General features: G+C 51.7%; 11 protein-coding genes and 1 other RNA gene. 1 reads left to right on the top strand and 11 read right to left on the bottom strand.

The window, feature by feature from the left end; all coding sequences use genetic code 11:
• The 5 genes from thiI to KQI79_RS00350 all read right to left on the bottom strand — a co-directional run bounded on the left by thiI (position 1) and on the right by KQI79_RS00350 (position 3,954).
• Positions 1–1,221, bottom strand: coding sequence for a tRNA uracil 4-sulfurtransferase ThiI (gene thiI, locus KQI79_RS00370; protein WP_216536223.1), 1,221 nt, complete (start codon positions 1,219–1,221; stop codon positions 1–3).
• Positions 1,222–1,281: 60 nt separating this feature from the next.
• Complete coding sequence (locus KQI79_RS00365; RefSeq protein WP_216536222.1) at positions 1,282–2,451, bottom strand: cysteine desulfurase family protein; 1,170 nt, start codon at positions 2,449–2,451, stop codon at positions 1,282–1,284.
• Positions 2,452–2,537: 86 nt separating this feature from the next.
• Positions 2,538–3,236 carry a lytic transglycosylase domain-containing protein gene (locus tag KQI79_RS00360; protein ID WP_216536221.1) on the bottom strand — a complete coding sequence of 233 codons (699 nt, stop codon included), beginning with the start codon at positions 3,234–3,236 and terminating at the stop codon, positions 2,538–2,540.
• 149 nt (positions 3,237–3,385) lie between these two features.
• On the bottom strand, positions 3,386–3,727 hold the full coding sequence (locus KQI79_RS00355) for a hypothetical protein (protein ID WP_216536220.1): 342 nt from the start codon (positions 3,725–3,727) through the stop codon (positions 3,386–3,388).
• Positions 3,724–3,954, bottom strand: a complete 231-nt coding sequence (locus tag KQI79_RS00350) for a DUF1540 domain-containing protein (protein ID WP_216536219.1) — start codon at positions 3,952–3,954, stop codon at positions 3,724–3,726. The genes KQI79_RS00355 and KQI79_RS00350 overlap by 4 nt, the downstream gene beginning before the upstream one ends.
• 206 nt (positions 3,955–4,160) lie before the next feature.
• On the opposite strand from KQI79_RS00350, the gene KQI79_RS00345 reads away from it, so the two are divergent.
• Positions 4,161–6,080 (top strand): S8 family peptidase, encoded by a 1,920-nt coding sequence (locus KQI79_RS00345; protein ID WP_216536218.1) that lies wholly within the window; start codon positions 4,161–4,163, stop codon positions 6,078–6,080.
• A gap of 120 nt (positions 6,081–6,200) precedes the next feature.
• On the opposite strand, the gene KQI79_RS00340 is transcribed toward KQI79_RS00345, so the two are convergent.
• The 6 genes from KQI79_RS00340 to rpoD form a co-directional block, all read right to left on the bottom strand.
• Positions 6,201–6,443 carry a hypothetical protein gene (locus KQI79_RS00340; RefSeq protein ID WP_216536217.1) on the bottom strand — a complete coding sequence of 81 codons (243 nt, stop codon included), beginning with the start codon at positions 6,441–6,443 and terminating at the stop codon, positions 6,201–6,203.
• Between the two features lie 1,034 nt (positions 6,444–7,477).
• Positions 7,478–7,879: RNase P RNA component class A (gene rnpB / locus KQI79_RS00335), an RNA gene on the bottom strand.
• Positions 7,880–7,970: 91 nt separating this feature from the next.
• Entirely contained in the window at positions 7,971–9,086 is a 1,116-nt protein-coding gene (locus tag KQI79_RS00330; RefSeq protein WP_216536216.1) for a Nif3-like dinuclear metal center hexameric protein, read from the bottom strand.
• Positions 9,062–9,832, bottom strand: coding sequence for a tRNA (adenine(22)-N(1))-methyltransferase (locus KQI79_RS00325; protein WP_216536215.1), 771 nt, complete (start codon positions 9,830–9,832; stop codon positions 9,062–9,064). Before KQI79_RS00325 ends, KQI79_RS00330 begins: the two co-directional genes overlap by 25 nt.
• A gap of 3 nt (positions 9,833–9,835) precedes the next feature.
• Positions 9,836–10,660 carry a hypothetical protein gene (locus KQI79_RS00320; RefSeq protein WP_216536214.1) on the bottom strand — a complete coding sequence of 275 codons (825 nt, stop codon included), beginning with the start codon at positions 10,658–10,660 and terminating at the stop codon, positions 9,836–9,838.
• Positions 10,661–10,749: 89 nt separating this feature from the next.
• Positions 10,750–11,874: an RNA polymerase sigma factor RpoD gene (gene rpoD, locus KQI79_RS00315; RefSeq protein ID WP_216536213.1), complete on the bottom strand. Its 1,125-nt coding sequence runs from the start codon at positions 11,872–11,874 to the stop codon at positions 10,750–10,752.
• Positions 11,875–11,900 lie beyond the last annotated feature (26 nt).

The following is an 11,900-nucleotide window of genomic DNA, read 5'->3' as shown; positions in this document are numbered from 1 at the left end:
CTAAAACCAGCGGTCGTCGTCGCATTCGACCAGTTGCGGCTGCGGCTCGTCCTTAAGCACGAGCGTCTCGGTCGTATCTGCCGCGATTCGAATCATCTCCTGCAAATTTTCGATGCTGCTTTCCGCCAGTTCCACAATGTTCAGGTTCGGATTCGTCGACGGATTTTTCGGCACGAACAGCGTGCAGCAATCTTCGTACGGCAATATCGACAGCTCATATGTTCCGATATCCTGCGCGATTTTCGTAATTTCGGACTTGTCCATCATCACTAGCGGCCGCAGCAGCGGCAGATCGGTTACTTTGCCGATGACATTCATGCTGCCGAGCGTTTGGCTGGCCACTTGCCCCAAGCTGTCGCCGGTGACGAGCGCCAGAGCACCTTGCTTTTCGGCAAGCAGCGTCGCGATCCTCAGCATCGCTCTGCGCATCAGCGTAATGATTAAATTATCGTGGCCCGTCTGCGTCAACCGTGTTTGAATTTCCGTGAAAGGAACGAGATGAAGCCGAACCTCTCCCGCATAACCGGCCAACACTTGCGCCAAGTCGATCACTTTCTGTTTCGCCCGTTCGCTTGTAAACGGATAGCTGTGGAAATGAACGGCTTCGATCGCCAAACCTCTGCGCAGCGCCTGCCAGCCGGCCACCGGGCTGTCGATGCCGCCGGACAGCAGCAACATCGCCTTCCCGTTCGAACCGTACGGAAAACCGCCCACCGCAGGAATCGTTTCATAATAGATATACGTATAATCATGGCGAATTTCAACTCGAAGCTCGATATCCGGACGGCGGACATCCACCTTTAATCCCGGAAATGTTTGCAGTATCGGCGAGGCGACAAGATGGTTCATTTCCTGCGATCCGTGAGGGAACTGTTTCCATACGCGGCGGGCATTGACTTTGAAAGTCGTTCCCGGCTTAAAGTCGATCCGTTCGATAAATTGCTTCGCCGTCGTCTGAATCGACTCCAATACCGATTCGGTTCGTTTTACCGGACTTAAAGAGACGATGCCGAATACGTTCCGAAGTGCGGCGATGACCGGCTCGGAGGCCATTCCGTTCAAGGCGACATAAAGACGCCCGTATTCTTTGATGATGCTCGCTTCCGGAAACGCCGCCATCGCTCGCTGAACTTGACGCAGCATCGTATTTTCAAACCGGGTGCGGTTTTTGCCTTTTATCGTAAATTCTCCGAAACGGACAAGTATCATATCATAATTCATCTGGTTATCGTTCCTCCTCAAATTTGGGCCGGCGGCGTTTCCCGCTAGGCCTGTTCCGCGCTAAGAGCCGTGCGGAAGCTTACGCCCGATCCGCCCCAGCTCATCGGTCACTTGCCGAAGCGACGATGCAAGAACGTCGATGTCCTCTTCCGTATGTTCCGCCGCCATGCTGAACCGTATACCGCTGGCCGCGCAAAGCTCGCCGGCGCCCATAGCAGTCAGCACCCGGCTCGGCTTTCCGGTTTTGGAAGAGCAAGCCGATTGCGTCGAAGCGATGATGCCTCGCTGCTCCAGCATGTGCAGGACGACTTCCGGTTTCATGCCCGGAAAGGAAACGTTGACGATATGCGGCGCTGTTTGAAGAGAGCTGGCGGCGTCTCCGTTCACGGTTAGCTGCGGCATCTGTCCGATCGCCTCGATCAATCGATCTCTAAGCTTGTACAAATGCGCGGCCGTTTCCGGCTGGCTTTCGATCGTTATTCGGATCGCTTTGGCCATCCCTACGATGTTCGGAACGTTTTGCGTACCGGCACGCATGCCATGCTCCTGCGCTCCCCCGTTAAGCAGCGGCGTCAGACGTACCCCCTCCCGGCAATACAGCAAACCGGTTCCTTTCGGGCCGCGCAATTTATGCGCCGACAGGCTGAACAAATCGATTCCCCATTCGCGAATCGAGAGCGGCAGCTTCCCGACGCTTTGCACGCCGTCGACATGAAATAATACGCGCGGGTACCTTTTCAACAGTTCGCCGATTTCGGCAATCGGCTGTACGCTCCCGACCTCGTTGTTGACATGCATGACACTGACCAGCACGGTTTCGTTCGTCAAAGCCTCCCTCACCTGATCGACGGACACGACGCCGTTGCGGTCTACGGGCAAATAGGTGACTTTGCAGCCTTGCTCTTCCAATTGGCGAAAACATTCGTATACGGAAGCATGCTCCACCTGAGTCGTAACAAAATGCTTGCCGCGCCCCGCATACTGCATGGCCGCCCCTTTAATGGCCAAATTATTGCTTTCCGTCGCCCCGGACGTAAATATCAGTTCGCCGGGCTTGACTTGCAGCGCTTTGCCGATTACCGCGCGGGCCCGTTCGATCAGCTTCTCCGCTTCCACGCCGGCGCGATGGAGCGAAGACGGGTTCCCGTAATGCAGTTTCATCACTTCGGCAACCGTCTCAATCACTTCGGCATACGGCGGCGTTGACGCGCTGTGGTCGAAATAAATCATGTTGTCCCCTTCTTCATCGAATAATTGAATTCATGTCTTTATTATCGTCGTCCGGTTATGAACAAAAAAAACGTCTTTCGACGTTATCATGCCAATTTATGTTTCGCTTCTTCAATTTTACGTATATAATTTTGCGTTTCTTTCGGCAATAAATGATATTTGTCCATCAAGTCCTGTTCCGTCCGAATTCCTAATTGCGCGATACGGTTCGGACCGGCGTTGTACGCTGCCAGCGCCACCTTCTCATGACCGCCGAAGCGCTTCAGCTGATACGATAAGTATCTCGTTCCCCCGTCGATGTTCTGTTCCGGATCGAACGAATCGGTGACACCCAAGCCGCGCGCCGTACCGTCCATCAATTGCATTAACCCTTTGGCCCCTGCGGAAGAAACCGCATTCGGGCGAAATGACGATTCCGTCCGGATGACGGCCTTCACCAACAATTCGTCAACTCCGTAGTTCGCGCTTGCCCTCGCAATCATATCGTCATACGCCGTCGGAGCAGCCGCTGCCGAATGAGACGATGCCGTATCCGTCGGTTCGCTCCAAGCCAGAACCGATTCCATGACATCTCCGTATCCGAACAACGGTTGATCGAACGAGCTTGCCCCGCGTCCGCCGCCTGCCGGCAAGCCGCCAAACATCAATTGCTCCAGCATCGTTTGAAAATTGTCGTCCTTGCCGCGGCTACTGCCGTTGCTTTGCAATGAAGCGCTTGTAATATCCGCATCGTTCGTCATTTGCAATCGAATCATTTCTTTCATTAATCGAGGCTCAATTTGCATGATCGATTCCCCTGTTTCATTGTTATGTTTTATCTATTTTACACTTTTTTGCGCAGGACGACCATACTTTTATGCAAATCTGTCGAAAAAAACGAACGGAGCCGCGGTTCGCACCGTCGCTCCGTTCCTTCCGATGTTGCGCGCAGCTTTTACCTGTACATGAAGAACGATAAAAGAAACGCCGCCGCTCCGATCCCTATCGCCCATGCTCCCATCGTCCGTTTGCCTTGCCAATAAGCGAATAAACCTAATATTGCCGAAGTGGGACCAAGAATGACAGGCCAGAAAAATAACGAAGCGATCGCAAACACGAGCGCAACCCAACCGATATTTACGCCGGCTGCCGCCTCGTTGTTTTCTTCCGCTCTGTCCGTATTCGTCAACTCGCGGCGAGCCGAGTTGTCGGGAGCGATTTCCGCGGCATATTCTTCATGCTCGCGGTTATGGTTTTGCCGTTTGTCTACAATACGCTTTTTTCCCTTTTTCTTCATTTGGATGCACCCGCTTTAGGTTTAAATGTATGACAGCAAGTTTCGGAGGACTTCGACGCATAATCTTGATGCTCGGTATCGAAAGTTTCACCGGCGAATTCCGCTTTATACTTCGCTCCGGCATGCTCGTCGATATCGATCATAATGGCATCGGCATTGCAATTGTTGCCTTCTCCCCAATAGGCGCAGTTTGCTACGCTGCATTTTACTACCGGCTTGTTCGCCATAATATCACCCCTTTATCAACTTTCCCTGGGCCGTACGGTCTTACTCAAGCAAATATTATATTTTTTGGGCTGAAATAGGCGTGCGGCAAATTTCGGTCGGATCGAATTATGATTAGGAAAACTGCATAAAAAAGCCCGTTCGATTGCAACCTACAAAGTATGAATGCGAAATGATCAGAAGAAAAACGATTGATGGAGGGTTATATATGCGGCGCGGATTAATCGCTTTATTGTTCGTACTGGGGGTCGGCACCCTTCTTTACCCGCTATGGGGTCCCGTAACCTTTAAAACGACCGAACCGGATACTTCGCCGAAGGAAGAAATGCGCATGAAACTTGAAACGCTGCAAAACGATGCGGCGATGACCGAGCGGTTATGCCGGCTCGACTGCGGCAATCATATGCGAATGATGCTGACCGAATTGGATAAAGCGTCTCCGGAAAAAATAAAAACGTACGTGGACGGACTGCAGAAAGACCACAAGCATCTCTCTTATATATTATGGATGGATCGGAAAACCGGGCAGGAAAAAGAATTCGGAGCTTTGCCGGCAAAGTGGACCGACAAATCGCGGCAAACGATCCATGAACATGTCGTTGCGGCCAAACAAAACGTAGCCGGCCGCAAGCCGTACGAATCCCCGTCCATTACCCTAGAAGGGAAACGTTACCTCGTGCTTGGCATGCCGTCCGACGGCGACGGAGAGCGCGGCGTTGTTGCCGTGATCAGTCAAAATGTCGTGCAGCATGTAACCAACCACCAACGCCGGAATTTGCGGCTCGTACCGTTTCCTAGCGAGTCGAGGTACCGGACCGAATCGGTCGATGCGGATACGATGCGGGACACTACCGTCAAAGACGGCGAGGATAACGGCAATGCAAGCCATTATTATAAACGCGAGCTGGTCGTCCGCTTCCAGCAAGACCCGACGGCGGAGCAGATGGAACAGATCCGGTCGGATATCGATTGCGAGCATGAGCGCAAAGTGGGGAACACCTATATTTTCAAATCCAGAAGCATGAGCGTCAAGCAATTGGAGCAATATTTCCAGCGCTGGAATCCGCTTTATGTCGAACCTCATTACTTATATTTGACCAATGAGGCTCCGCCCGCTCAAGCCCCCGCCGTCCCGGCGCCTGCCAATCCGGCACCAGCCGATCCGTTGCCTGCCGACCCGCAGGCGGCCGAAATTCCGAACGATACGCTGTATCAGCAGTATCAATGGAATTTGCCGATGATCGAGACGAATAAAGGCTGGTCGATTTCGAAAGGCAGCAACGATGTCATTGTAGCCGTCGTCGATACCGGAGTGGATTTGACCCATTCGGATTTGAAAGGACAATTGCTTGACGGGTACAACGTCATCGATCCTTCCAAACCTCCGCAGGACGATGTCGGACACGGCACGCATGTCGCCGGCATTATAGCCGCCTTGGTCAACAACAATGAAGGCGTCGCGGGCATGACCTGGTACAACAAAATATTGCCGGTCAAAGTGCTGGACAGTTCAGGCGCCGGCACATCGTACTCGGTGGCGGAAGGCATTATTTGGGCGACGGATCACGGCGCCAAAGTGATCAATTTAAGTCTCGGCAACTATGCGGAAGCCCAATTTTTGCACGATGCGATCAAGTACGCTTTCGATCGCGACGTGGTGCTCATCGCCGCCACAGGCAACGACAATACGGATCGTCCCGGTTATCCGGCAGCCTATCCCGAAGTGTTCGCCGTTTCGGCAACGGATTATAACCGGAAGAAGGCGTCATTCTCCAATTACGGCAATTATATCGACGTCGTAGCTCCGGGCGCCACCATTGCCAGCACCTATTTGGACAATCAATACGCAGCGCTGTCCGGCACCTCGATGGCCAGCCCGCATGTCGCTGCGCTCGCGGCTTTAATCCGTTCGAAAAATCCGGCGTTAACCAATACGGAAGTGATGGATATTATGCGAAGAACGTCCATCGATCTGGGAAATCCCGGCCGGGACGAAATATTCGGCTATGGACAGGTGGATGTCATTAAAGCGCTCCGCGAAGCGGATCAAGGACGGCAATCGTTACATTTCTTCCCGCAGCTAATGCGCCGCCGTCTCGAAGAAACGATGCGCAAGTTTGGGCAATAAAATAACGAAGGCAGCTCGGAACGATTCTCCGTGCTGCCTTATTCCTGTTTATGAAATGCCGGCCGCAATAGCGATAACCAATACGATTAAAATTTTTTTCGCGATCTTTTTCATCGCTTTTCACCCGGGATAGACTTTCCGGCGCCCTTCGGTTCTTGCCGTTTTGCTTAAATACAGTTGAGAGTCGGCGGCAAATACTTGTGACAACATCATACATACTTCTCCCGCGAACATCAAACCCGCTAACAGAACAAACATCAAGCCATAGGCGTACATAAACATGTTGAAATAAAATAGCGTTCCTATCGCTATGATGGTCACCAAAACAACAACCCACCCAATTTTCTTTGCAAACTTATTCACGCGAATCCCCCTATTACCCAATATTATCCTATATAAGGAAATTATAAACGCAATTTCTCTTTGAATACCAACTAACCGAACTTCACAGAAGCCTCTGCTTTTCATTGGTACCGTGCCGTTTGTGGAAATCCCTTTCTTTCAGGAGAAAGTTTACGAATTTACGCCCTTTGTCGAAATCCCGTTCGCTCAGAGCCACGTTTGCGCCGTTTGTAGAAATCCCTTTGACTCAGAACCATGCTTAGCGCCTCATCTTAATTCCGTTCACTCTGACCGCGGAAGGTTAAAAATGTAAGAACCTCATTGCCAAACCGACGCCCCGGGACAAGCAACGAGAATGCTTGAATGTTCAAATATGATTTGCGAAATCGGCTCTCTGAACGAGAGGGATACCGACAGAAGGCACCTCTCTGAACAAAGGGGATATCGACAGAAGGCACGAGAAACGTCGTTACAAAAGGATTGGATGCCCGATATTTATGGGAAAACATCCATTTGACCAATGGGACGAATCTCTTCAGGGCGCGCAACGGGCTTTGATGGGTGATTAGAGTTAATCTCAAAATATCGCCGGCGGCTGACGACCCATCGAGCGCGCTAACGAAACGTGTACACGCTAATCGCTTGTAAATCTCCATGTTGCAATGTCTAACGAAACTCAAACACGCTAATGAGGGGGAAAAGGCAAAAAAACCGCCGATTTCCAATGAATAACGATTTGTACATTCGTTAGAATGACGCCGTCTTCATTTTGAGCCCAATAAGGATTGTCAGTTTCGTTTAGCGCCAAACAAGAAGTACTGCGCGGATCGCCTTCGAAATAGGGAGGTACCGCCTTCTATATGCGCAATAAAGCCTTTACATCAACGGTGGCGGATTATGAAATCGACTCCATTCGCAGCTTTTCTAATAAAGGGAGCTTCATTGGCTCTACATTGGTATGGCGCGAATATGATTGATTGCAAAAAAAAATGACATCTGGACTGCGATCAGCCCGAAATGTCATTTCGATTATGTATAAGGAAAAAAGTTGCAGTTTGGAAAGTTTGCCATAAGCCGGGTTCTGTACTTGTAGTGGTCTGAACGGGAACTACCCTCCCACGTCAAGCGACAATCATCTATCTAGACCGCGCATTGCTGCACGGTTCCAGCGACCAACCCGAACGCGCCTCGGGCAAAGGCTGCGGCTCGAAGCCGCTCGCGTTCCATTAGGTCTTGCTCCGGATGGGGTTTACCAGGAACGAAGTCGCCAGCGTTCCTCGTGGTCTCTTACACCACGGTTCCACCCTTGCCTGTGCCGCGCAAGCGGCCATCGGCGGTCCATTTCTGTGGCACTATCCTTCAGCTCGCGCTGACTGGACGTTATCCAGCATCCTGCCCTTCGGAGCCCGGACTTTCCTCTCGTGACCGAAGTCACCAGCGATTGTCTGTCAAACTTTCCGACAACATTAGATAGTATACTAGCATTCGCCGCAAATCACAATATTAAACGACTAGAAGACGAAGCTTTTTTTTCCAACAATGCGAACATTAAACGAATCGGAACGGTTCCGTATGAATGCGGGATGCGAACACTTTCGTCTCGTATTTATCCTTCTCCAGCTTGCGCTGCAGCATCTCCGCCACGGCCGGCTTAACGATCTTCTCGATATTATGGCCCGGGTCGATCAAGGCGATGCCGTCGGCGAGCGCGTCATGCGCCGTATGATAATCGATATCGCCGGTCACAAGCACATCCGCCCCGTGAAACAATGCATGTTTGACATAGCGCGCGCCGGAACCGCCGAGCACGGCAGCTTTGCGGATTTCGCGCTGCAAGTCGCCCACTGCGCGAACGACAGGCACGTCAAATTTCTCTTTCACGCGTTCGATCATCTGCTGCAGCGTAATGGGTTCCTCAAGCTTTCCGACGCGTCCCAGCCCGAAGGAACGGCCTTTCAAATCGACCGGATACAAATCGTACGCCACCTCTTCATACGGATGGGCTTTCAGCATCGCTTGCATCACTTGTTTGCGCATGCTATGCGGCACGATCGTCTCGATACGGACTTCCGGCACCCGTTCCAGCCGGCCTTGGCTGCCGATGAACGGATCGGTGCCTTCCTGCGGCTTGAACGTACCGAAGCCGTTTATATTAAAGCTGCAATGCGAATAATTGCCGATCCAGCCCGCTCCGGCATCGAGAACCGCTTGCAACACCGGTTCGTGATGCGCTTCCGGCACGAAAACGACCAGCTTGAACAATTGGTCGGTATGAATCTCTTCCAAGCAAATTCCATCGCGAATTCCTAGCGCTTCAGCCATCAGATCGTTGACTCCGCCTTCCGCCACGTCCAAATTCGTATGCGCAATATAAACGGCGATGTCGTTCTTGATCAGCTTCTCATACAATTTCCCCATCGGCGTATCGGTATTCAATTGCTTCACCGGGCGGTATATGATCGCATGATGCGCAATGATTAAATCGACTTCCCGCTCAATCGCCTCCTCCACGACCTCTTCCGTTACGTCCAGCGCGATCAGCACATTCCGAATCTCTTTGCGCAGCGTCCCGAGCTGCAAGCCGATCCTGTCGTCCGGCACCGCATAATGTTTCGGGGCAATCTGCTCCATGTATTGGATTACGGTTTGTCCTTTTGCAAACATTGCAATACCTCCTCGATTTCCTTCATTTTATGCCTGAATTCCCGTTCCTTGCTGCGTGCATCCTCCGTTTCCGAACGCTGAAGCGTACGGCAAATATGCTGCAGCTTATCCAGCTCCTGATGCCATTTGCTCATAAACGCTTCGTCCCCTTGCCGAAGCAAGTAGGGGCCCATATATAGCAAACGCTCGCGCGTCATGGAAATGCCGCATTCCGGCAGCGGATTCGCGCCATATAACTCGGCGTTTTGCCGCTGCGCGTCCGCCGCGCGAACCGCGGTCAATATTTCGTATATTTTGCCGTCTTCCTCCAATATCTCCTCGTCGAGCAGAAACCAATCGTGATCGAGCAACCAGCGGCGAACGAGATCTTCCCCAACGTTCGGCTGCAATACGAGCCGCCCGACGCCTTCCAGCTTTTGCGGCTCCGCCGACAATATTTTCACGATCAAAGCGCCGCCCATGCCCGCGATTGTCACGACATCCACTTCGTTCGGCTCGATGACGGCAAGCCCGTCCCCTTTGCGGACGGAAATTTGCCGTTCCAACCCTTCCGCTCCGACTTGTTTCCGCGCCGCTTCCAGCGGACCGTCATTCACTTCGCCGGCAATCGCCGCAGGCACCGTACCGTTTCCAACGAGATAGGCCGGCAGCAGCGCATGATCGGAACCGATGTCGGCCAATCTGCTCCCCTGCGGCACCTTTTGGGCGATTTTCAGTAATCTTGCAGACAATTTCGTTATTTTCATACGTTACAATACCCACTCAATCCATTTTTTTCGTAATATAAAGAGTGCGACGGCCGCCAAACCCATTTTCGCAAACAAAGCCCATTGCAATAGCGCGACTGTCGCATCGTAAAAGATCATCTGACCGACTTCCGGCATAAACCATAGCAACGCACCGACCAGGAAAAAAACGGCGCCAACCGTCTTGTTCCGCCCGCGAAGCAACCAGCTCAACCAAAGAAACGCAACGCTTGCCGGCAGCCAGTACAGCTGCAGTTCCAAGCCGCTCGCATTTGGCAGCGTTTGAGACAAAAATCCGGCATACAACAGAACGAGCCCGCACCAACCGCAAAAATGAAGCATCCCGAAACGCAAAAGGTATCCCGCGACGATCCATACGATGCTGCAAAGCGCTACATAGAGGACGATCCAATGATTCCCGTCGATGGCGTGCAAACGCAGCAAATAGATTCCGATAAACAACATGAATATGCTGCCGGCTCCGATCGCGAGCAGCGCGAAGACTTGGCTTTTGCGGCGCGCGATCGCTCCCGCCCCGTAGCAGAGCGCAACAAAAATTGTGGAGGTCAAAATTTGCAATCCGGGATGAAAAGCATTAAAATGAAGTACAACACTGTAAAACAAGGAAATAATTGCAAATCCGAACAACCAGTAGATCCAATTTCCTTGTTTCACGGCGGTAGCGGCGAAAGAGGAAAACGAACGGTTCGCAGGCTTTTGTTCCGTATACAGATTAAGCAAAAAATCGCAATACTGCTCCGGCAGCAATCTGCTGCTTCGCCAATGTTCGATTTCTTTCACGATAATTTTCCGTTTTTCCTGATCCACTGGCCCGTTCGCCTCCCTTTGATTATCGGGTTAACCGCCCTGTTAAGAAAAAGACCTTGCTGCATGGCGCAGAAGGTCAGCATAACGCATTATTCGAGAAAATCTTTGAGTCGCTTGCTGCGGCTCGGGTGGCGCAGCTTGCGCAGCGCCTTCGCTTCGATTTGCCGGATACGCTCCCGGGTAACGCCAAATACTTTGCCGACTTCCTCAAGCGTTCTCGTTCGTCCGTCGTCAAGTCCGAATCGCAAGCGCAGAACATTCTCTTCGCGTTCCGTAAGCGTATCGAGGACGTCTTCCAATTGTTCTTTCAACAATTCGTACGCCGCCGCGTCCGCCGGGGCCAGCGCTTCCTGGTCTTCGATGAAATCGCCCAAATGGGAATCGTCTTCCTCGCCGATCGGCGTCTCAAGCGATACCGGCTCTTGCGCAATTTTCATAATTTCACGAACTTTATCCGTGCTTAATTCCATCTCGGCCGCAATCTCTTCCGGCGTAGGTTCGCGCCCCAATTCTTGGAGCAATTGTCGGGAAACGCGAATCAGTTTGTTGATCGTCTCAACCATGTGTACAGGAATGCGGATGGTGCGCGCTTGATCTGCGATCGCGCGGGTAATCGCCTGTCTAATCCACCATGTCGCATAAGTACTGAACTTAAAGCCTTTGTCATAGTCGAATTTTTCTACGGCTTTAATTAAACCCATATTCCCTTCCTGGATCAAATCCAGGAACAACATGCCCCGCCCGACATAACGTTTCGCAATGCTAACGACAAGCCGCAAGTTCGCTTCCGCCAATCTTCGCTTCGCCTCTTCGTCTCCGTTCTCAATCCGTTTGGCCAGTTCCACCTCATCATCGGCCGAAAGCAGCGGTACCCGGCCAATTTCCTTCAAGTACATACGAACCGGATCGTTAATTTTAATACCCGGAGGCAGCGCCAGATCGTCGTCGAAGTTGAAATCGTCGTGTTCGCGTTCGTCGCTGTTATCGCGCATTGTCAACTCTTCGTCGCTGTCGCCCAGCACTTCAATGCCCAAATCGCTTAATTGTTCGAAGAAGTCGTCCATTTGCTCCGGGTCTTGGTCAAAGGTCGACATTTTCTCCATAATTTCTTTGTAGCTTAACGAAGATCTCTTTTTGCCTAATTCAATCAACTGTTCCTTTACTTGCTCTAATGTCAATTCTGTTTCTAGTTCAGTATGTTGATCATTCGCCATATTTCGACTCCCTCCTCCCTAGAAAC

It is taken from the genome of Paenibacillus sp. MSJ-34 (assembly GCF_018918005.1).
Taxonomy (GTDB): Bacteria; Bacillota; Bacilli; order Paenibacillales; family Paenibacillaceae; genus MSJ-34.
This window is presented reverse-complemented; position numbering and strand designations above follow the sequence as displayed.

Coding starts and splice junctions, on each gene's coding strand:
- KQI79_RS00330 (WP_216536216.1), bottom strand. CDS start 9,086: ATGTTTGCAAAAGGACAAACCGTAATCCAATACATGGAGCAGATTGCC.
- KQI79_RS00365 (WP_216536222.1), bottom strand. CDS start 2,451: ATGATTTATTTCGACCACAGCGCGTCAACGCCGCCGTATGCCGAAGTG.
- KQI79_RS00350 (WP_216536219.1), bottom strand. CDS start 3,954: ATGGCGAACAAGCCGGTAGTAAAATGCAGCGTAGCAAACTGCGCCTAT.
- thiI (WP_216536223.1), bottom strand. CDS start 1,221: ATGAATTATGATATGATACTTGTCCGTTTCGGAGAATTTACGATAAAA.
- KQI79_RS00355 (WP_216536220.1), bottom strand. CDS start 3,727: ATGAAGAAAAAGGGAAAAAAGCGTATTGTAGACAAACGGCAAAACCAT.
- KQI79_RS00360 (WP_216536221.1), bottom strand. CDS start 3,236: ATGCAAATTGAGCCTCGATTAATGAAAGAAATGATTCGATTGCAAATG.
- KQI79_RS00345 (WP_216536218.1), top strand. CDS start 4,161: ATGCGGCGCGGATTAATCGCTTTATTGTTCGTACTGGGGGTCGGCACC.
- KQI79_RS00325 (WP_216536215.1), bottom strand. CDS start 9,832: ATGAAAATAACGAAATTGTCTGCAAGATTACTGAAAATCGCCCAAAAG.
- rpoD (WP_216536213.1), bottom strand. CDS start 11,874: ATGGCGAATGATCAACATACTGAACTAGAAACAGAATTGACATTAGAG.